Here is an 18,732-nt window from a genome sequence, read left to right on the forward strand (position 1 = left end):
TTCATCCTGCGCATTGTCGTTTCAGCCTCGCGGGTGGTGCCGGGCGTGCATCTGCTTGAGCCGCTCGCGCGCCACGTGGGTGTAGATGGTGGTGGTCGAGATGTCTGCATGGCCCAGCAGCAGCTGGACCGCGCGCAGGTCGGCGCCATGGTTCAGCAGGTGGGTGGCGAAGGCATGCCGCAGCGTGTGGGGCGACAGCGGCACGTGGATGCCGGCCGCCAGGGCGTTCTTCTTCACGATGATCCAGAACATCACGCGCGTCATGCGGGCGCCGCGGGCGGTCACGAACAGGTCGGGCGTCTGCTGACCGTCGAGGATCAGCGGCCGGGCATCGTGCAGGTAGCGCTCGATCCAGCGCCGCGCCTCGCCGCCGAAGGGCACCAGCCGCTCCTTGCTGCCCTTGCCGAGCACCCGGATCACGCCGTCGTTGAGACTCAGCTCGAACACCCTGAGCGACACCAGCTCGCTGACCCGCAGGCCGCTCGCATACATCAGCTCGAGCATCGCGCGGTCGCGCAGGCCCAGCGGCGTGTCGACCTCTGGCGCGGCCAGCAGGTCGTCGACCTGCTTCTCCGACAGGGTCTTGATCGCCCGCGGCATCTGCCGGGCCGGCGCCAGCCGCAGGCTCGGGTCGGCCGCGATGCGATGCTCGCGCAGGGCCCATCGGTAGTAGCGCTTGAACACCGTGAGCCGGCGGTTGGCCGAAGTCGCCTTGCCGCGGTCGGACAGGCGCGCGCCCATGTAGGCCTGCAGGTCGTTCTCGAGCGCGGCGTTCAGCGGCTTGCTGCGCTGCGTGTGCAGCCATTGGGCGAACAGCGCGAGGTCGCGGCGGTAGGCGGCCAGCGTGTTCTTCGACAGGCCGTCCTCGAGCCACAGCGCGTCGACGAAGTCGTCGATCTCGGGGGTCTCCAGGGGTGCTTCGATGGCCTCGCTCATGGCGTGCAAGATATCAAAAAATAAAAAGCCGCCCGGATGCCGGGCGGCTTTGTCCGAAATGCAGCGAAATCAGTCCAGCTGGAGCTTTTGCTTGACCACGACCTGCTTGTAGACCTCGTACTCGGCCTTGATCTGGGCCGCGAACTGCTCGGGCGTGTTGGCCACGATCAGCGAGCCGGTGTCCTCGATGCGCTTGCGCACGGCCGGGTCCTCGACCGATTTCTTGACGCCGGCGTTGATCTTGTCGACCACTTCCTTCGGCAGGCCCTTGGGGCCCAGAATGCCGTAGTAGGCCATGCGGTTGACCGGCTCCAGGCCGACTTCCTTGAAGGTCGGCACGTTCGGCAGCGCGGCCAGGCGCTGCGGTGCCGACACCACGATCGGCACCAGCTTGCCGCTCTGGATGAACGGCAGCGCCGACGGGATGTTGTCGAACATGATCGCCACCTGCCCGGCCACCACGTCGTTCAGCGCCGGGCCGGCGCCGCGGTAGGGAATGTGCGTGACGTAGGTGTTGGTCAGGCTCTTGTAGAGCTCCATGAGCAGGTGGCCGATGCCGCCCGTGCCCGAGGACGCGTACGAGTACTTGCCGGGATTCTTCTTGAGTTCGGCCACGAACTCGGCGTAGTTCTTGGCCGGGAAGCTCGGGTGCACCGCGATGATGTTCGGGGTCGCCGCGATGTTGACGATCGGCGTGAAGTCGTTGATCGGGTCGTACGGCGTCTTCGGATTGATGGCCGGGTTGGCGGCAGTGCTGGACACCGTGGCCACGCCGAGCTTGTAGCCATCGGGGGCGGCCCGTGCCGTTTCGGTGGCGCCCACGATGCCGCCGCCGCCGGCCTTGTTGATCACGATCACGCTCTGGCCGAGCGCCTTGCCGAGCGGCTCGGAAATGACGCGCGCCACGATGTCCGTGGTGCCGCCCGGCGCGAACGGCACCTGCAGTTCGATCGGCCGGGTCGGGTAGCCCTGCGCCCAGCTGGAACCGGCGAGCGCGAACAGCGCGGCAGCGCCTGCGAGCGCGCTCCATTGACGACGTTGCATTGAATAGCCTCCTCGGGCCGAGAAACGAAAAGGCGGATGCTAACGGTTGGAGGCCCCGGCCCACCCCGTGGATAACCCATGGACGACACGGATATCCTCGAAGCGGTGAACTATGCCCAGCTCCTCTTCCCCGACTTCTCCCTCATCGCCTGTGGCTGGCTGCTGTGCCGCTACACGCCCCTGGACCGCCGCGTCTGGGACCAGGTCGAAAGCCTGGTGTATTACTTTCTTTTTCCGGTGCTGCTGTTCCATTCGATCGTGCGCAGCCCGCTCGACTTCGGCGCCACATCGAACCTGCTGACGGCAGGCGTCGGCGTCGGCCTGTGCGGCATCGCGCTGTCCTATGCCCTGCCCTTCCTGCCCGGCATCGGCGCCCACATCGACCGCCGCGACCATGCCGCCAGCGCGCAGATCGCCTTCCGCTTCAACTCCTTCATCTGCCTCGCCCTGGCCGACCGGGTCGCAGGTCCCGAGGGCCTGCTGATGATCGCGGTGCTGATCGGCGTCTGCGTGCCCATGTTCAACATCGCGGCGGTCTGGCCGATGACACGCCACGCCCAGACCGGCCTGGCGCGACAGCTGCTGCGCAACCCGCTGATCATCGCCACCGTCACCGGGCTGATCGCCAACCTGCTGGGCCTGGGCGTGCCGACCTGGCTCGAGCCGACGCTGTCGCGCATCGGCGCGGCCTCGCTGGCGCTGGGCCTGATGGCCGCCGGCGCCGGCATGCAGTTCGCGACGATCGCGCGCGGCAAGGTGCTGGCGGTGTCGGTGCTGACGATCCGGCACCTGCTGCTGCCCTTGATCGGCTGGTGGCTGGCGGTGGTGCTCAAGCTGCATCCGGCCCAGGCCGCGGTGCTGCTGACCTTCTCGGCCGTGCCGACGGCATCGAGCGCCTATGTGCTGGCGGCGCGCATGGGCTACAACGGCCCCTACGTCGCCGGGCTGGTGACGCTGTCCACCTTGCTGGGCGTGGCCAGCCTGCCGTTCGCGCTGGGGCTGATCCGCTAGGACCCGCTACGATGCAGCGATGCGCTACCCGCTCCTGGCCGTCCTCGCCGCCTCGTCGCTGACGACAGCGGTCCAGGCGCAGGAGTACACCCGCTACCAGGGTGCCTGGAGCGGATCCTTCCTGTTCTACGTCGCGCAGCAGGACACCGGCACCCAGGGATCGCCCGAGGTTTTCCCGGGCACGCTGCAGATCGAGATCGACGGCGCGGTGCGTGGCGCGGTGCCTGAAGCGGCCTGCACCCTGGCCGGCTCGAGCATGGACTACATCTCGCCGGCCAATGCCTCGATCGACCTGGTGGCGAGCGGCTGCCGCGATGCGCGCTTCAACGGCCACTTCGTCGGCAAGCTGATCCTCAACCCGCAGCTGAAGTACGCCTCGATCCGGCTCAGTTCGATGCGTTCGCTGGACGCCGGCACCGCCCAGATCTCGGCCATCATCCGGCACTGACCGCCAGCGCCCAGGCCACGTGCTCACGCACCAGCGCGCTGGCATCGTCGCTGCGGCTGGCCAGCGCGGCACGGGCGCCCGCGTCGCCGGCACGCAATGCGTTGCCGAGCGCCACCGCCACGTTGCGCAGCCAGCGCTCGTGGCCGATGCGGCGGATCGGACTGCCTTCGGTGAAGCGCAGGAAATCGGCCTCGGTCCAGGCGAACAGTTCGCCCAGCTGCCGGCCGGTGAGGCCGTCGCGGGCATCGAAATCGGGCAAGGCGCTCTTCTTCGCGAACTTGTTCCAGGGGCAGACCAGCTGGCAGTCGTCGCAGCCGTAGATGCGGTTGCCGATCAGCGGCCGCAGCTCGAGCGGAATCGGCCCGGCATGCTCGATCGTCAGGTAGGAGATGCAGCGCCGGGCGTCGAGCCGGTGCGGCGCGACGATCGCGCGGGTCGGGCAGATGTCGATGCAGGCGCTGCAACTGCCGCAGTGCGGCGTCACCGGCTCGCTCGGCGGCAGCGCCATGTCGACGTAGATCTCGCCGAGGAAGAACATCGAGCCGGCCTCGCGGTCGAGCACCAGCGTGTGCTTGCCGCGCCAGCCCTGGCCGCTGCGCGAGGCCAGCTCGGCCTCGAGCACCGGTGCCGAATCGGTGAAGGCGCGGTGGCCGAAGGGCCCGACCTCGTCGGCGATGCGTTCGGCCAGCTTCGCCAGCCGCGCGCGCAGCACCTTGTGGTAGTCGCGGCCGCGGGCATAGAGCGAGACGATGCCTTCGGCGGGGCGTTCCAGCCGCGCGAATTCGATCGCCTGCCAGTCGTCCGGTGTGGCGCGCGGCAGGTAGTCCATGCGCGCCGTGATGACCGAGACCGTGCCGGGCACCAGCTCGGCCGGCCGCGCGCGGCGCGTGCCGTGGGCGGCCATGTAGTGCATGTCGCCGTGGAAGCCTTCGGCCAGCCATTGCATCAATCCGGCCTCGGCGCTCGACAGGTCGACACCGGCGATGCCGATTTGGGAGAATCCGAGCTCCCGGGCCAAGGCCTGAATCCTGTTGACGATTTGATGGCTGCCGATCACCTGCCGATTGTAGAAACGCACAGCGCGACCCAGGTCTGGCGCACCGAGGCCGACACCGAGGCCCTGGCGCTGGCGCTGGCGCGCTCGCCCGCGCTGCGCGACGCCTTCGTCTCGCTGCAGGGCGACCTCGGCGCCGGCAAGACCACCTTCGTGCGCCACCTGCTGCGCGCGCTCGGCATCGCCGGGCGCATCAAGAGCCCGACCTACGCGGTGGTCGAGCCCCACGAGGCACCTGATGGCCTCGCGATCTTCCATTTCGACTTCTATCGCTTCAGCGATCCGCGCGAGTGGGAGGACGCCGGTTTCCGTGACATCTTCGCGGGCCCGGGCCTCAAGCTGGCCGAATGGCCCGAAAACGCGGCCGGGCGCATCCCTCTTGCGGACCTCGCTATTAAAATCGAAGCAATGACCGACGACACCCGCAGCGTGACCGTGCGCGCCCACACCGAGCGAGGCACGCGCCTGCTCGCAGCCATTGCATGAAGGCGAGCGGACTGAAGCGGCGCGTGCTGCTGCAGGGCGGCAGCATGGCGCTGCTGCTGGGCCTGCACGAGATCGCCCGCGGCGCCACCATCATGGCGGTGCGGGTATGGCCCGCGGCCGACTACACCCGCGTCACGATCGAATCCGACGGCCGCCTCAGTTCGCAGCAGCTGGTGGTCGGCAGCCCGCCGCGGCTGGCGGTCGACATCACCGGCATCGAGCTCAACCCGGCCCTGCGCGAGCTGGTCGGCAAGATCAAGCCCGACGACCCCTTCATCAACGGCCTGCGCGTCGGTCAGTTCGCGCCCGGCGTGGTGCGCATCGTGTTCGACCTCAAGCAGGCGGTGGCGCCGCAGGTGTTCTCGCTGGCGCCGGTGGCGGCCTACCGCGACCGGCTGGTGCTCGACCTCTATCCGCAGCAGGCGACCGACCCGCTCGAGTCGCTGATCGCCGAACGCATGCGCGAGGCGCCCAAGACAGCGCCGCCCGATGCGGCGACGGCATCGTCGCCGCCGCCCGCCGCCGGCGCGGTCGATCCGCTGGGCGACCTGATGGCCCAGCAGGCCGCGCGGCCGCCCTCGCGCGGCACGCCGCAGGGTTCGCCGCCGCAGGTGTCGGTCTCGCAGGCCAATCGCCCCTCGGCCCCGGTCGGCCCGATGCCGATGCCGATGCCGCCCCTGGCCAGCGCGCCGCCGCCTGCCGAGCCACCGACCCGGGGCGCGACCGCGAGCCAGACCGATCGCATCATCATCGTCGCGCTCGATCCGGGCCACGGCGGCGAAGATCCCGGCGCCATCGGCTCCAACGGCACGCGCGAGAAAGACATCGTGCTGCAGATCGCGCACCGGCTGCGGGCCCGCATCAACGCCAGCAGCGTCAACGGCAATCCGATGCGCGCCTTCCTCACCCGCGATGCCGACTTCTTCGTGCCGCTGGGCGTGCGCGTGCAGAAGGCGCGGCGGGTGCAGGCGGACCTCTTCGTCAGCATCCATGCCGATGCCTTCACCACGCCCGATGCGCGCGGCGCCAGCGTGTTCGCGCTGAGCCAGGGTGGCGCGTCGAGCAGCGCCGCACGCTGGCTCGCCAACAAGGAAAACCAGGCCGACAAGGTCGGCGGCGTGAACGTCGGCAACCACGAGGTGCAGGTGCAGCGCGCGCTGCTCGACATGAGCACCACGGCGCAGATCAACGACAGCCTCAAGCTCGGCGGCGCGATGATCGGTGAGATCAAGGGCATCGGCGCACGGCTGCACAAGGGGCAGGTCGAACAGGCCGGCTTCGCGGTGCTCAAGGCGCCCGACATCCCGAGCGTGCTGGTCGAGACCGCGTTCATCAGCAATCCCGAAGAAGAAGCCAAGCTGCGCAGCACCGCCTACCAGGAAGAGCTGGCCGATGCGCTGATGCGCGGCATCCAGCGCTACTTCGCGCAGAACCCGCCGCTGGCGCGCAGCCGGCAGCTGTAGCGCGGGCGCCTACTCGGCCTCGATCCCGGCCGCCTTGACGATGCGGCCCCACTTCTGCGATTCGGCGGCCTGGAACTTCGCCAGCTCCTCGGGCGAGCTGGTGAAGACCTCGGTGCCGGTGGGCTCGTAGAACGCGGCCTTCGCGGCCTCGCTCCTTGCGGCCTTCACCAGCAGTTCATTGAGGCGCTTGACCACCGCGGGCGGGGTCTTCGCCGGTGCATAGGCGGCGAACCAATAGCCCATCTCGTAGCCCTTCACGCCGGCCTCGGCGATGGTCGGCACATCGGGCGCCAGCGGCGAGCGCTTGGCGCCCGAGACGCCCAGCGCGCGCAGCTTGCCGGCCTTGACCTGCGGCAGGCCGGTGGCGGTGTCGGTGATCATCATGTGGATCTGGCCGCCCAGCAGGTCGGTCACGGCCAGCGTGTTGCTCTTGTAGGGCACGTGCAGCAGCTGGATGCCGGCCATCTGCTGCAGCAGCTCGCCGGCCATCCGGCTCGACGAACTGCCGCTGCCGAAGCTGTACTTGCCCGGGTCCTTCTTCGCCAGCGCGATGAACTCGGCGACGCTCTTGGCCGGGAACGAGGGATTGACCACCATGATCTGCCCGCCCTTGCCGAGCGCGGCGACCGGCGCGTAGTCCTTCACCGGGTCGTAGGGCAGCTTCTTGAACAGGTGCTCGTTGGCCGCGTGAGTGGTGTTGGTGGTGATCAGCACGGTGTAGCCGTCGGCCGGGGCCTTGGCGACCTGCTGCGAGGCGATGAAGCCGCTGGCGCCGGCCTTGTTGTCGATCACCACCGGCTGCCTGGTCTCGGCCGTGATGCCGTTGCCCAGCGCACGCGCGATCTGGTCGGTCGCCGTGCCGGCCGCGAACGGAACCACGAAGGTGATGGCCTTGTCGGGGAAGGCCTGGGCCTGGCCCAGCAAGGGCGCAAGGGCCAGGGCGGCTGCCGCCAGCAAGGTCGGTTTGAGGCTTTTCATTGTCTGTCTCCGGAAAGTTGGAATGGTTCGAAAGCGAGAAGATTCAGTCACTCAGGGCGGCGCCTGGCCGGCAAGCTGCCGGGCCAGCGACGGCGGCACCTCGATCGGCATGTCGAGCAGCAGGAAGGACAGCGCCTTGCCGTGCGTGTCGAGGTTCAGCGCATCGTTGACGCCGCCGTCGAGCACGCCGTCGAGCACGAAATTCATCGCCTGCAGCTTCGGCAGCAGGAAGCGCTGGACCCGGCTCGGCGAGCGATGGCGGAAGCAGGCCGCCACGCGCTCCGGCGTCAGCTGCGCCACCAGCAGCGGATAGAGCGAGGGGTGCCAGGCGATGACGCTGATGTTGGAGCGGTCGCCCTTGTCGCCGGTGCGACCGTGGGCGGCCCGGTAGAGCGGGACCGTGATGTCGTGGCTCATTGTGCTGGCTCCTCGAGCATTTCGAAACCCACCGGCACCGCCTCGCGCGGCAGCAGGCACGAGAGCGTGTTGAGCCGCGGCGTGAGCGTGGTCCGGACACCGCCGCCGCCGGCCGGCCCGCAGGTGTAGAGCGCCATGACCTCGCGCCCCAGCCGCTCGGCCTGCGCCCGCTCGGCATGGGTCGCGGCGACGCGCAGGCGGATGTCGCGCAAGCCCGCATCCGCGGTGGCGGCGAGCGCATGGCCGGCGTCGTCACCCAGGATGCTGAGCGCGCCGATCAGGTCGACGCGCAACGAGAGGCCGTCGAGCCGCTGCCTCAGCACCTCGGCGGCCAGCCGGGCGCGCGCCTCGGCGCGCGGGCCGGCATAGGAGATCTCGCCCTCGGCCAGCCAGCCGCCCTCGTGGCAGACATTGACCTTGTAGTGGCTCGGCCGCGCATGGCCGCGCACGCCGCGCAGTGCCACCCGATCGGGGCCCAGCGCCTCGACCTCGGCTTCGGCGATGTCGGCCACGACGTCGGGTGTCAGGTAGCCGGCGGGATCGTGCACCTCGTAGAGCAATTGCTCTTTCACGGTGGCCTCGGTCACGAGGCCGCCGGTGCCGTCCGCCTTGCCGATGACGCAACGGCCGTCGGCGTCGATCTCGGCGATCGGGAAGCCGACCTGCGCCAGGCCCGGCACGTCCTTGTAGCCTGGATCGGCGAAGTAGCCTCCGCACACCTGCGCGCCGCATTCCAGCAGATGGCCCGCCATCGTGGCGCGGCCGAGCTTGTCCCACTCGTCGCTGCGCCAGCCGAAGTGGGACATCGCCGGACCGACCGCCAGCGATGGATCGGCCACCCGGCCGCAGACCACCACCTGCGCCCCCGCGTCGAGCGCGGCGGCGATCGGCTCGGCACCGATGTAGGCGTTGGCACTGACCAGCCGAATGCCGTCCATGCGGGCGCCGAACTCGCGCCGCAGCAGCGCGAGCTGCGCGGGCGCCGAGAGGTCGTCGCCCTGCACCACCGCGATCCTCGGCGGCGCGATGCCGAGCTCGCGCGCCAGCCGCGCGATGTGGCGGGCCGCGGCGTGCGGATGGGCGGCGCCGAAATTGCTCACGATGCGGATGCCATGCGCGAGGCAGCGCGTCAGCACCGGGCGCAGCATGGCGTCGAGCAGAGGCTCGTAGCCGGCCTCGGGGTCGGCGCGGCGACGCAACTGCGCCAGTGCCAGCGTGCGCTCGGCCAGGGTTTCGAAGATCAGGAAGGCGCGCTGGCCGGCGGGGCCTTGCGCCAGCCGCGCGATCAGCGTGTCGACGACCGGGCCGGCGGCGTCGGTGCGATCACCGGAGAAACCGGCGGCACAGCCGATCAGGAGCGCGGGGTGGTCGATAGGGTCCATGGTGGTCGCACTTTAGTCCTGACAAAATCATCCGTGAAATCGAAAGTTCAGATAGATTCATCCAAGATTCAAATGAAAAACCCGGACCTCTCCAGCCGCCAGCTGCGCGCCTTCCTGGCACTCGCCGACCAGCGCAATTTCACCCGTGCCGCCCAGGCCAGCCATTTGTCGCAGCCCGCCTTCAGCACCTTGATCCGCACGCTCGAAGAGGCTCTGGGCACCCGGCTGTTCGACCGCGACACGCGCAGCGTGCAGCTCACGCCCGAAGGCCGGCTGTTCGAGGGCTCGGCGCGGCGGCTGCTGGACGACATGGGCAGCGCGCTGGCCGACCTGGCCGACCACGTGGAGCGGCGCACGGGCCGGGTGCGGGTGGCGGCCCTGCCCTCGTTCGCCGCGGGCTGGCTGCCGGCGATCTTCAAGGAGTTCCAGCAGCGCTGGCCCGGCATCACGCTGGAACTCGACGACGCGCTGTCCGACGCCTGCATCGCGCTGCTGCGCGGCGGCCGGGTCGATTTCGCGCTTGCCGCATCGGACGCGGGCACCGCAACGGCCAGCGACCTGGTGGCGCGCCGGCTCTGCAGCGACCGCTTCCACCTGGTCTGCCGCGCCGACCATCCGCTGGCCACCGAGCCGCGCCTGACCCTGAAGAAGCTGGCGCCCTGGCCCTTCATCCAGATGACGCGCAACAGCAGCGTGCGCCAGTCGATCGACGCGGTTCTGCATCCGCTGCGGCTCAACACGCGCTTCGAAGTCGAGCACCTGGCGACGGTGATGGGGCTGGTCGAAGCCGGCCTGGGCATCAGCGCGGTGCCGGCACTCACGCTGTTCCATTTCCGGCGCGAGACGCTGGTCACGCGGCCGCTGGTGCATGCATCGCTCAAGCGCACGCTCTATATCGTGCGGCGCCGGGAGGGCAGTCTCTCGGTCGCCGCGCAGGCGCTGCACGAGATGGTCGTCGACCGACTGGGCAGCCTCAAGCCCGGATGACCCAGGGGTTTGTCGCGCACGCCGCGATCGTGGATTCGCTCAACACGCCGGGGCCCGCTCCTACATGCGCCGCGCGCCTTTCTTGAACAATGAATCCATCCAATCACTGAAAGGTGGACAACATGAAGACGAGACTCTGGATCGTGGCCGCAGCGGCCACCGGCATCATGACCCTGGCGGGCTGCGCCGGCGGCCCCAACCAGCAACTCGGCACCGCGGGCGGCGCGGTCGGTGGCGCCTTGGTCGGCAATGCGATCGGCGGAAACACCGCAGCTACCGTCGGTGGCGCGGCAGTGGGCGGCCTGATCGGCAACCAAGTCGGCAAGAGCGTCGACGAGCGCAACTACCAGCGCCGCTACTACCCGCAGAACAGCTACTACCCGAACAACGGCCCGAGCTACTGAGCCACCCGGTCCTGATGAACGACAGGCGCGCCCACGGGCGCGCTTTTTCATGCGCCGTCCAACGGCACGTATAAACGCGGCATGAGACAACTGACCTCGCTTTTCACCGTCGCCGCGGCGCTCGTGCTCGGTGCATGCGGTTCGCCCGCACGCAATCCGGCAACCTCAGGCATCGCCGCGCCGTCGAGCACCGCCTGCCCTGCCGGCATGCCTGCCAATACGCGCTGCTACAGCGGACAGGACAGCGCCGGCGCCTTCTTCTGGGTCGCGATTCCGGCAGACTGGAACCGCGTGCTCGTGATGCACGCGCATGGCGGGCCCGAACTCGGCGCACCGACGCTGGAGCGTGCCACCGAGGACCTGCAGCGCTGGTCCGTCACGGTCAAGGCCGGCTATGCCTGGGCCGGCTCGACCTACCGCCGCGGCGGATACGGCGTCACGATGGCGGCCGAGGACACCGAGCGCCTGCGTGCCTGGTTCGTGCAGAACTTCGGCGCCCCGCGGCGCACCATTCTCCACGGCCAGAGCTATGGCGCGGGCGTCGCCGCCAAGGCGGCCGAGCTCTATGCCCGGGTCGACGGCGGCAAGGGCCCGTACGACGGCCTGCTGTTGACCAGCGGCGTGCTGGGCGGCGGCACACAGGCCTACGACTACCGGCTCGACCTGCGCGTGGTCTACCAATACGTCTGCAACAACCATCCGTTGCCGACCGAGCCCGCCTACCCGCTCTGGCAGGGCCTGCCGCGCGACTCGACGTTGGGCCGCGCCGAACTGGCGCGGCGCATCGACGCCTGCACCGGCGTGCGCAAGCCTGCCGTCGACCGCAGCGCGCAGCAAAGTGCCAACCTGCAGGCGATCCTCACCACCGTCAAGATCCCGGAGCGTTCGCTGGTCGCCAACATGAACTGGTCGACCTTCCTGTTCCGCGACCTGGTGCAGGAGCGGCTCGACGGCGGCAATCCCTTCGGCAACATCGGCGCCGTCTACAGCGGCTCGCGCGACGACCCACTGCTCAACACCGCGGTGCTGCGCTATCGGGCCGACCCGGCCGCGGTGGCCAGGCTGGCGGCCGACAGCGACCCGACCGGCCGGGTCGAGATCCCGACCTTGAGCCTGCACGCCATCGACGACCCGACCGCGTTCGTGGAGCTCGAATCGGCCTACCGCACGGTGCGCGAACGCGCCGGCACGGCCGACTTGCTGGTCCAGACCTTCAGCCGCGAATCGGAGCACAGCTATCTGGGCGATGCCGAATACCCGGCGCTGTTCGCTGCGCTGCTCGACTGGATCGACCACGGCACGAAGCCGACGCCGGCCGACGTCGCGGCCCGCTGCAAGCGCTTCGAGCCGGACTTCGGCAAGGGCTGCCGCATCGATCCGGCCTACGCGCCGCAGCCGCTGTCGGCGCGCGTGCCGGCGCGCCAGCGGCCGTAGCGGGGGCCGTCAGCGGACGGCCGAAGTGCGGCGGGCGCGCCAGGCGCCGAACAGCGCGATCAGCCCCGGCACCAGGATCAGCGCCCAGATGACCTTCTCCAGGTTGTCCTTGACGATCGGCAGGTTGCCGAAGAAATAGCCGATGGTGCACAGGCCCACCACCCACAGCAGCGCACCCGCGACGTTGAACAAGGTGAACTTGGTGCGCGTCATGTCGGCCACCCCCGCCACGAACGGTGCAAAGGTGCGGATGAAGGGCAGGAAGCGGGCCGCGATGATGGTCACGCCGCCGTAGCGCTCGTAGAACGCGTGCGCCTGGTCGAAGGCTCGGCGGTTGAAGAAGCGCGAGCTCTCCCACTGGAACACCTTGGGCCCGAAGAAGCGCCCGATGCTGAAGTTGCACTGGTCGCCCAGGATCGCCGCCGCCAGCAGGATCGGTACCGCCAGGCCGAAGCTCATCAGGCCCGCGCCGCAAAGCGCACCGACGATGAACAGCAGCGAATCGCCGGGCAGGAAGGGCATCACCACCAACCCGGTCTCGACGAACACGATCAGGAACAGCAGCGCGTAGACCCAGGTGCCGTAGGCGATGACGAAGGCTTCGAGATGTTTGTCGACATGCAGGATGAAGTCGATGAGAAAGCTGATGATTTCCATGGCGCGCATTATCCCGGTGCGGCGTGACAGGCCCTTCTAGAATGTCCCCGTGAGTGCCCTTCCTTCTTCCCTCGCCCCTGCCGAGCGACGCCCGATCCGCGAACTTCCCGACGAACTGATCAGCCAGATCGCGGCCGGTGAAGTGGTCGAGCGGCCGGCCTCCGTGGTGCGCGAACTGCTCGACAACGCGCTCGATGCCGGGGCCCGGCAGATCACGGTGCGGCTCTCGGCCGGCGGCGTGCGGCTGATTTCGGTCGAGGACGATGGCCTGGGCCTGCCGCGCGAAGAGTTGCCGCTGGCGCTGCGCCGCCACGCCACCAGCAAGATCGCCAGCCTGAACGACCTCGAGACCGTCGGCACGATGGGCTTTCGCGGCGAGGCGCTGGCCGCCATCAACGCGATTGCCGAGCTCAGCGTGCTGTCGCGCTTCAGCGGCGCCGACGGTGCCTTCGCGCTGGACGGCCGCACCGGCGAACTGCGCCCGGTGGCACGTGCCACGGGCACCACGGTCGAGGTCCGCGAATTGTTCTTCGCCACGCCGGCACGGCGCAAGTTCCTGAAGACCGATGCCACCGAACTGGCCCACTGCATCGAGGCGGTCCGGCGCCACGCGCTGGCGCGCCCGGAGGTCGGCTTCTCGATCTGGCACGACGGCCGCCTGGTCGAGCAGTGGCGCGCCGCCACCGGGCGCGACCAGCGCCTGGCCGACACGCTCGGCGACGACTTCGTGAAGCACAGCGTGGTGGTCGAGCGCGAAGGCGGCCCGGTGCGCGTCAGCGGCCGCGCCGGCATTCCGGACGCGGCCCGCTCGCGCGCCGACCAGCAGTTCTTCTATGTCAACGGCCGCTTCGTGCGCGACAAGGTGCTGGCCCACGCGGTGCGCAGCGCCTACGAGGACGTGCTGCACGGCCAGCGCCAGCCGATCTACGCGCTGTACCTCGAGATCGATCCGGCGCGGGTCGACGTCAACGTCCACCCGACCAAGATCGAGGTGCGCTTCCGCGACGGCCGCGAGGTGCACCAGGCGGTGCGCCACGCGATCGAGGACGCCCTGGCCGCACCGCGGGCCGGCGACGCGGTGGCGGCGCCGGCCGAGCCTTTCTTCAAGCCCCGGCTGGCGCCGGCCTCGGCGTCGTGGACGCAGCCCGGCATGCAGTTCGGTGCCGAACGCGGGCTGGGCGACGCGGCGGCGATGTGGCCGGCCGAGCGGCGCGAAGCACCGGCTGCGTTCCCGCAACTCGCTGTCGCCTCGGAGCGCGCTCCGGACCTGCCGGCGCAGCCTGCAGGCGCCCAGCCTCGGTCCGAACCCGTCGCCGCCGATGCCTGGCCTCTGGGCCGCGCCCTGGCCCAGTTGCAGGGCATCTACATCCTGGCCGAGAACAGCCAGGGGCTGGTCATCGTCGACATGCACGCCGCCCACGAGCGCATCGTGTACGAGCGCCTGAAGACCCAGCTCGACGGCGCGGCCATCAGCAGCCAGCCGCTGCTCATCCCCGCCACTTTCGCCGCCACCCCCCAGGAAGTGGCGACCGCCGAGGCCTGCGTGGCGGTGCTGCCCGCGCTCGGCCTCGAGATCACGCCGTTCTCGCCGCGCACCCTGGCGGTGCGCGCCGTACCCGGCACCCTGGCCGACGGCGACCCGGTCGAGCTGGCGCGCAGCGTGCTGGCCGAACTGGCGCTCCACGACGCCAGCACCGTGGTCCAGCGGGCCCAGAACGAGTTGCTGTCCACCATGGCCTGCCACGGCGCGGTGCGCGCCAACCGCAAGCTGACGCTCGACGAAATGAACGCGCTGCTGCGCCAGATGGAGGCCACCGAGCGCTCCGACCAGTGCAACCACGGCCGGCCGACCTGGCGCCAGTTGTCGGTCCGCGAGCTCGACGCGCTCTTCATGCGCGGGCGCTGAGCAGGCTTTTCCTCCGCTTACATTTCGTGGAAACAAGTCGAAAGGCATCCAAAAGCGTTACAAATACTAGGGTTTACCGGGTCATCGACCCGGTCGGCACGACCGTTGCATAGGGTCTGTTGTTGAACTTTCGGGCTCACTGCCTGTCCTTCAGCCTTCTATGAAATCCTGGTCACTCGTCGCCTCCGCCACTGCCCTGGTCGCCCTGCTGGCCGGCGGCTGTTCGACCCTCGACGAGCGCCAGCGCGAGTGGATCTTCCAGCCGAGCGACCGCAGCTGGGGCAATTCGGAAGCCATGAGCCAGGGCATGGACGACGTCTGGATCGATTTCAAGTCGTCGCTCACCGGTGAGACCGCGCGCCTGCATGGCCTGTGGCTGGGCGGCGCGCCGGAATCGGCCGACACGCCGGTGCTGCTCTACCTGCACGGCGCCCGCTACAACGTCGCCGGCTCGGCGCCGCGCATGCGCCGCATGCACGAACTGGGCTTCTCGGTGCTGGCCATCGACTACCGCGGCTTCGGCAAGAGTTCGGCCGGCCTGCCCTCGGAGGACTCGGCGCGCGAGGATGCGCTGGCGGCATGGACCTGGCTCGCCGCCCACCACCCGAAGCAGCGGCGCTACATCTTCGGCCACTCGCTCGGCGGCGCCATCGGCATCGACCTGGCTTCGCGCGTGAACGACGAGAGCGGCACCATCGTCGAGAGCACCTTCACCTCGATCGCCGACGTGGCCAGCAGCTTCAAGTGGGGTTGGCTGCCCGTCAGGCCCTTCATCACCCAGCGCTTCGAGGCCATCAGCAAGGTCAAGGACATCGGCGCCCCGCTGCTGGTGGTGCACGGTGCGGCCGACAGCCTGATCAACCCGACCCTGGGCCGCAAGCTCTACGACGCCGCGACCGTGCCGAAGATGTTCGTGCTGGTCGAGGGCGGCTCGCACCACAACGCCAATTCGATCGGCCAGGCGCAATACCGCGCGGCCCTGTCTCAGCTCTTTCGCATGAAGGAGCCCCCGACCGAGACGGCCGTCCAGGGCGGCGAAGCGCCGGTGCCGCCGGCGGCGCTGCCGTCACCGCCGACGCCCACGCCCGCGCAAACCACCGCGCTGCGGCCGCACCCGCCCACGCCGGCGATCTGAGCCGCCTCGGCGGCGCGTTTGTTAACCTCGGGCGCATGCCGCCTCCTGCCGCCACGGCCCTTCCCCGCACCGCTCCGTCCGACTCGGGCATGTCGCCGGCCCTGGTCGTCCTCACGCTCGCGCTGCTGCTGGGCATCCAGCCGGTCACTACCGATCTCTACCTGCCCGCCCTGCCGGCCCTGACCGCCGACTTCGGGGCCCGGATGGCACACGCGCAGCTCACGCTGAGCGCCCTGCTGCTCGCCTTCGGCAGCTCGCAACTGGTGTTCGGGCCACTGTCCGATCGCTTCGGGCGGCGCCCGGTGCTGCTGTGGGGCCTGGGCGGCTACGTGCTCGCGAGCATCGGGGGCGTGGTGGCCCCTTCGATCGAGATCCTGATCGTCTGGCGCACGCTGCAGGGCGCGGCCATGGGTGCGGCGGTGATGGCAGCGCGCGCGATCGTGCGCGACCTGTACCAGCCGGCCGACGGCGCCCGCGTGATGTCGCGCGCCCTCACCGGGCTGGGTGTCATCGCCTGCCTCTGCGCGCCGATCGGCGGACTGGTGTCCGACCTGTTCGGCTGGCGCCTGGCGCTGCTGGTGCCGGCGGTCTTCGGCGCCGGCACGCTGGCCCTGGTCGCCCAGCGCTTCGGCGAGACGCTGCCGCGCCGCAATCCCGATGCGCTGCGTCCCGGCACCTTGCTCGCCACCTGGGCGACGGTGCTGCGCAATCCGGTGTTCCTGGCCTTCAGTGCGCTGACCACCGCGTCCTACGGGCTGTTGTTCACGTTCCTGGCGTCGTCGTCCTTCGTCTTCATCCAGGTGCTCGGGCTCAGCAAGACGCAGTATGGGCTGGTGATGCTGTGGAACTCGCTGGCCTACATCTGCGGCACCTTCATCTGCCGGCGCTGGCTGCCGCGCCACGGCGTGCGCGGCAGCGTGGCGCGGGCCGCCGGCCTGACGCTGGCGGGCGGCACCGCGATGGGCCTGCTGGCGCTGGCCGGCGTGGTCTCGGTCACCGCCCTGGTCGGGCCGCTGACGCTCATGATGCTGGGCCACGGCGTCCACCAGCCCTGCGGCCAGAGCGGCGCGGTCGGTCCGTTCCCGCAGGCCGCCGGCGCCGCCTCGGCGCTCAACGGCTTCATCATGATGCTCGCCGCCTTCGCGATCGGCGGCTGGCTCGGCACCCGCATGGACGGCACCGTGATGCCGCTGGCGCTCGGCATGTGGTTCTGGAGCGCCTGCATCGCAGCCGTCGCCTGGACCCTGGTGCGCCGCCATGGGGGGTCGCGTGGCCACTGACACGACGCCGGGTGCCTTGCGCTACGTGGCGCTCGCCGGACCGACCGCCGCGGGCAAGACCGCGGCCGCCCTGGCGATCGCGCGCCGGCGGCCGGCCGAGATCGTCAGCGTCGATTCGGCGCTGGTCTATCGCGGGATGGACATCGGCACCGCCAAGCCCAGCGCGGCCGAGCGGGCCGAGGTGCCGCACCACCTGATCGACATCCGTGACCCGCGCGAGGCCTACAGCGCGGCCGCCTTCGTCGCCGACGCCCGGCGCCTGATCGCGGAGATCTCGGCGCGCGGCAAGCTGGCGCTGCTGGTGGGCGGCACGATGCTCTACTTCAAGGCGCTCGCCGACGGCATCGACGCCATGCCCGCGGCCGACCCGGCGCTGCGCCGCCAACTCGAGGCCGATGCCGCAACGCTGGGCTGGCCCGCGATGCACGCGCGGCTGGCCGAGGTCGACGCGGTCACGGCGGCGCGGCTGGCGCCCAACGACAGCCAGCGCATCCAGCGCGCGCTCGAGGTCTGGCATGCGAGCGGCCGAGCGCTCTCTAGCTTCCATGCCGCGACGCGGTCCGGCGGCGGAACGCCGGCCACCGCCCTGTTCTCGCTCGAGCCCACCGAGCGCGCCTGGCTGAACGCGCGCATCGAGGCCCGCTTCGACGCCATGCTCTCCGACGGCTTCATCGCGGAGGTGCAGGCGCTGCGCGCCCGCGGCGACCTGGTGGCCGACCTGCCGTCGATGCGCTGCGTCGGCTATCGCCAGACCTGGGAAGCGCTCGACGGCGCGTGGCCGATCACCGAACTGCGCGAGCGCGGCATCGCCGCCACCCGCCAGCTCGCCAAGCGCCAGATGACCTGGCTGCGCAGCATGCCGGGGCGCCATGTCATCGCGGCCGAGGCGCCGGATGCGATCGCACAGGTGGTCCGCCAGGTGCTCGAGATCGCATGACGCTGCGCATCACCGACCTGGGCAAGCGCTATGCAGAGACGCCGGTGTTCGAGCACGTCACGCTCGAGGTCGCCGACGGCGAGTTCGTGGCGATCGTCGGCGAGTCGGGCGTCGGCAAGTCGACCCTGCTCAACTGCATGGCCGGCCTCGACAGCTGGGACGCCGGCCGCGTGGTTCACGACGGCACCGACATCGGCACGCTCGACGCCGACGCGCGCGCTCTCTGGCGGCGCCGGCATGTCGGCTTCGTGTTCCAGGCCTTCCATGTGCTGCCGCACCTGGACGTGGCGCAGAACGTCGCGCTGCCGCTGATGCTGCTGGGGCGCAATGACCCGCCGCGGGTGGCCGGCATGCTCGACGCCGTCGGCCTCGCCGGCCTGGGCCCGCGCCTGCCGCAGCAATTGAGCGGCGGCCAGCTGCAGCGCGTCGCGATCGCCCGCGCCTTGATCCATGCGCCCGCGCTGCTGCTGGCCGACGAGCCGACCGGCAACCTCGACCCGGGCACCGCCCAGCGGGTGATGGACGTGCTGCTGGCCCAGACGCGCGCCCAGGGTGCGTCGCTGGTGCTGGTGACCCACTCCGAAACCGCGGCGGCGCGCGCCGACCGGGTGCTGCATTTGAGCGCTGAAGGGATTCGGGTCTGATTCGGCTTTCCTGGGTCGGGGCGGGCTCACGCCGACGGCGTACTCTGCTCCGCGAATGTCCCCCGCCCTTCGGGCTCCTCCTTTATTTCGCTGCGCAGAGCACACCATCGGCGTGAGCCATCACGGCCG

Annotated in this window: 19 protein-coding genes; 12 read left to right on the forward strand and 7 right to left on the reverse strand. The window is 70.1% G+C overall.

The features are described 5' to 3' along the window. Positions 1-21: 21 nt before the first annotated feature. Positions 22-936 (reverse strand): site-specific tyrosine recombinase XerD, encoded by a 915-nt coding sequence (gene xerD, locus QTI68_RS23050; protein ID WP_286524818.1) that lies wholly within the window; start codon positions 934-936, stop codon positions 22-24. Positions 937-1,005: 69 nt separating this feature from the next. Next, positions 1,006-1,980, reverse strand: a complete 975-nt coding sequence (locus QTI68_RS23055) for a tripartite tricarboxylate transporter substrate binding protein BugE (RefSeq protein WP_286524819.1) — start codon at positions 1,978-1,980, stop codon at positions 1,006-1,008. 78 nt (positions 1,981-2,058) lie between these two features. On the opposite strand from QTI68_RS23055, the gene QTI68_RS23060 reads away from it, so the two are divergent. Next, complete coding sequence (locus tag QTI68_RS23060) at positions 2,059-2,991, forward strand: AEC family transporter (protein ID WP_286524822.1); 933 nt, start codon at positions 2,059-2,061, stop codon at positions 2,989-2,991. 19 nt (positions 2,992-3,010) lie between these two features. Further along, the gene (locus QTI68_RS23065) at positions 3,011-3,439 is read left to right on the forward strand and encodes a hypothetical protein (RefSeq protein WP_286524824.1); all 429 of its coding nucleotides are present in this window, start codon (positions 3,011-3,013) and stop codon (positions 3,437-3,439) included. On the opposite strand, the gene queG is transcribed toward QTI68_RS23065, so the two are convergent. After that, entirely contained in the window at positions 3,426-4,496 is a 1,071-nt protein-coding gene (gene queG / locus QTI68_RS23070; RefSeq protein WP_286524826.1) for a tRNA epoxyqueuosine(34) reductase QueG, read from the reverse strand. The genes QTI68_RS23065 and queG overlap by 14 nt on opposite strands. Between queG and tsaE the strand changes: the two genes are divergently transcribed. Then, the gene (gene tsaE / locus QTI68_RS23075) at positions 4,482-4,979 is read left to right on the forward strand and encodes a tRNA (adenosine(37)-N6)-threonylcarbamoyltransferase complex ATPase subunit type 1 TsaE (protein ID WP_286524828.1); all 498 of its coding nucleotides are present in this window, start codon (positions 4,482-4,484) and stop codon (positions 4,977-4,979) included. The two genes, queG and tsaE, sit on opposite strands and share 15 nt — an antisense overlap. Next, the gene (locus QTI68_RS23080) at positions 4,976-6,442 is read left to right on the forward strand and encodes an N-acetylmuramoyl-L-alanine amidase (RefSeq protein WP_286524830.1); all 1,467 of its coding nucleotides are present in this window, start codon (positions 4,976-4,978) and stop codon (positions 6,440-6,442) included. The genes tsaE and QTI68_RS23080 overlap by 4 nt, the downstream gene beginning before the upstream one ends. Before the next feature lie 9 nt (positions 6,443-6,451). Here QTI68_RS23080 and QTI68_RS23085 read toward each other — a convergent pair whose 3' ends face one another. The 3 genes from QTI68_RS23085 to QTI68_RS23095 are packed head-to-tail and all read right to left on the reverse strand — an operon-like array spanning position 6,452 to position 9,219. Beyond that, positions 6,452-7,420 carry a Bug family tripartite tricarboxylate transporter substrate binding protein gene (locus tag QTI68_RS23085; protein WP_286524832.1) on the reverse strand — a complete coding sequence of 323 codons (969 nt, stop codon included), beginning with the start codon at positions 7,418-7,420 and terminating at the stop codon, positions 6,452-6,454. 51 nt (positions 7,421-7,471) lie between these two features. Continuing rightward, positions 7,472-7,837, reverse strand: coding sequence for an AtuA-related protein (locus QTI68_RS23090; protein WP_286524834.1), 366 nt, complete (start codon positions 7,835-7,837; stop codon positions 7,472-7,474). Then, a complete protein-coding gene (locus QTI68_RS23095; RefSeq protein WP_286524836.1) occupies positions 7,834-9,219 on the reverse strand; it encodes an acyclic terpene utilization AtuA family protein in 1,386 nt (461 codons plus the stop codon). The genes QTI68_RS23090 and QTI68_RS23095 overlap by 4 nt, the downstream gene beginning before the upstream one ends. Positions 9,220-9,291: 72 nt before the next feature. Between QTI68_RS23095 and QTI68_RS23100 the strand changes: the two genes are divergently transcribed. The 3 genes from QTI68_RS23100 (at position 9,292) to QTI68_RS23110 (ending at position 12,044) form a co-directional block, all read left to right on the forward strand. Continuing rightward, entirely contained in the window at positions 9,292-10,206 is a 915-nt protein-coding gene (locus QTI68_RS23100; protein WP_286524838.1) for a LysR family transcriptional regulator, read from the forward strand. Positions 10,207-10,328: 122 nt separating this feature from the next. Next, the gene (locus QTI68_RS23105; RefSeq protein WP_286524841.1) at positions 10,329-10,610 is read left to right on the forward strand and encodes a YMGG-like glycine zipper-containing protein; all 282 of its coding nucleotides are present in this window, start codon (positions 10,329-10,331) and stop codon (positions 10,608-10,610) included. An 81-nt stretch (positions 10,611-10,691) separates the two neighbouring features. After that, positions 10,692-12,044, forward strand: a complete 1,353-nt coding sequence (locus QTI68_RS23110) for an alpha/beta hydrolase (protein WP_286524842.1) — start codon at positions 10,692-10,694, stop codon at positions 12,042-12,044. Positions 12,045-12,053: 9 nt separating this feature from the next. On the opposite strand, the gene QTI68_RS23115 is transcribed toward QTI68_RS23110, so the two are convergent. Next, a complete protein-coding gene (locus tag QTI68_RS23115) occupies positions 12,054-12,701 on the reverse strand; it encodes a DedA family protein (protein WP_286524844.1) in 648 nt (215 codons plus the stop codon). A 49-nt stretch (positions 12,702-12,750) separates the two neighbouring features. Between QTI68_RS23115 and mutL the strand changes: the two genes are divergently transcribed. The 5 genes from mutL to QTI68_RS23140 all read left to right on the forward strand — a co-directional run bounded on the left by mutL (position 12,751) and on the right by QTI68_RS23140 (position 18,603). Then, positions 12,751-14,607, forward strand: a complete 1,857-nt coding sequence (mutL, locus tag QTI68_RS23120; protein ID WP_286524846.1) for a DNA mismatch repair endonuclease MutL — start codon at positions 12,751-12,753, stop codon at positions 14,605-14,607. 160 nt (positions 14,608-14,767) lie between these two features. Next, the gene (locus QTI68_RS23125; RefSeq protein WP_286524847.1) at positions 14,768-15,742 is read left to right on the forward strand and encodes an alpha/beta hydrolase; all 975 of its coding nucleotides are present in this window, start codon (positions 14,768-14,770) and stop codon (positions 15,740-15,742) included. Between the two features lie 35 nt (positions 15,743-15,777). Beyond that, on the forward strand, positions 15,778-17,022 hold the full coding sequence (locus QTI68_RS23130; protein WP_286524849.1) for a multidrug effflux MFS transporter: 1,245 nt from the start codon (positions 15,778-15,780) through the stop codon (positions 17,020-17,022). Further along, positions 17,000-17,959: a tRNA (adenosine(37)-N6)-dimethylallyltransferase MiaA gene (gene miaA, locus QTI68_RS23135; RefSeq protein ID WP_503011725.1), complete on the forward strand. Its 960-nt coding sequence runs from the start codon at positions 17,000-17,002 to the stop codon at positions 17,957-17,959. The genes QTI68_RS23130 and miaA overlap by 23 nt, the downstream gene beginning before the upstream one ends. Then, the gene (locus tag QTI68_RS23140; protein WP_286524851.1) at positions 17,956-18,603 is read left to right on the forward strand and encodes an ABC transporter ATP-binding protein; all 648 of its coding nucleotides are present in this window, start codon (positions 17,956-17,958) and stop codon (positions 18,601-18,603) included. The genes miaA and QTI68_RS23140 overlap by 4 nt, the downstream gene beginning before the upstream one ends. The last annotated feature ends 129 nt before the right edge of the window (positions 18,604-18,732 follow it).

The organism is Variovorax sp. J31P207, assembly GCF_030316965.1.
GTDB classification, from domain to species: domain Bacteria; phylum Pseudomonadota; class Gammaproteobacteria; order Burkholderiales; family Burkholderiaceae_C; genus Variovorax; species Variovorax ginsengisoli_B.

Excerpts from the sequence above, each read along its gene's own strand:
- QTI68_RS23060 (WP_286524822.1), top strand. The coding sequence starts at position 2,059 with ATGGACGACACGGATATCCTCGAAGCGGTGAACTATGCCCAGCTCCTC.
- QTI68_RS23115 (WP_286524844.1), bottom strand. The coding sequence starts at position 12,701 with ATGGAAATCATCAGCTTTCTCATCGACTTCATCCTGCATGTCGACAAA.
- QTI68_RS23100 (WP_286524838.1), top strand. The coding sequence starts at position 9,292 with ATGAAAAACCCGGACCTCTCCAGCCGCCAGCTGCGCGCCTTCCTGGCA.
- xerD (WP_286524818.1), bottom strand. The coding sequence starts at position 936 with ATGAGCGAGGCCATCGAAGCACCCCTGGAGACCCCCGAGATCGACGAC.
- tsaE (WP_286524828.1), top strand. The coding sequence starts at position 4,482 with ATGGCTGCCGATCACCTGCCGATTGTAGAAACGCACAGCGCGACCCAG.
- QTI68_RS23085 (WP_286524832.1), bottom strand. The coding sequence starts at position 7,420 with ATGAAAAGCCTCAAACCGACCTTGCTGGCGGCAGCCGCCCTGGCCCTT.
- miaA (WP_503011725.1), top strand. The coding sequence starts at position 17,000 with ATGGGGGGTCGCGTGGCCACTGACACGACGCCGGGTGCCTTGCGCTAC.
- QTI68_RS23110 (WP_286524842.1), top strand. The coding sequence starts at position 10,692 with ATGAGACAACTGACCTCGCTTTTCACCGTCGCCGCGGCGCTCGTGCTC.
- QTI68_RS23055 (WP_286524819.1), bottom strand. The coding sequence starts at position 1,980 with ATGCAACGTCGTCAATGGAGCGCGCTCGCAGGCGCTGCCGCGCTGTTC.
- QTI68_RS23095 (WP_286524836.1), bottom strand. The coding sequence starts at position 9,219 with ATGGACCCTATCGACCACCCCGCGCTCCTGATCGGCTGTGCCGCCGGT.
- QTI68_RS23125 (WP_286524847.1), top strand. The coding sequence starts at position 14,768 with ATGAAATCCTGGTCACTCGTCGCCTCCGCCACTGCCCTGGTCGCCCTG.
- QTI68_RS23105 (WP_286524841.1), top strand. The coding sequence starts at position 10,329 with ATGAAGACGAGACTCTGGATCGTGGCCGCAGCGGCCACCGGCATCATG.
- QTI68_RS23140 (WP_286524851.1), top strand. The coding sequence starts at position 17,956 with ATGACGCTGCGCATCACCGACCTGGGCAAGCGCTATGCAGAGACGCCG.
- QTI68_RS23090 (WP_286524834.1), bottom strand. The coding sequence starts at position 7,837 with ATGAGCCACGACATCACGGTCCCGCTCTACCGGGCCGCCCACGGTCGC.
- QTI68_RS23080 (WP_286524830.1), top strand. The coding sequence starts at position 4,976 with ATGAAGGCGAGCGGACTGAAGCGGCGCGTGCTGCTGCAGGGCGGCAGC.
- QTI68_RS23065 (WP_286524824.1), top strand. The coding sequence starts at position 3,011 with ATGCGCTACCCGCTCCTGGCCGTCCTCGCCGCCTCGTCGCTGACGACA.
- QTI68_RS23130 (WP_286524849.1), top strand. The coding sequence starts at position 15,778 with ATGCCGCCTCCTGCCGCCACGGCCCTTCCCCGCACCGCTCCGTCCGAC.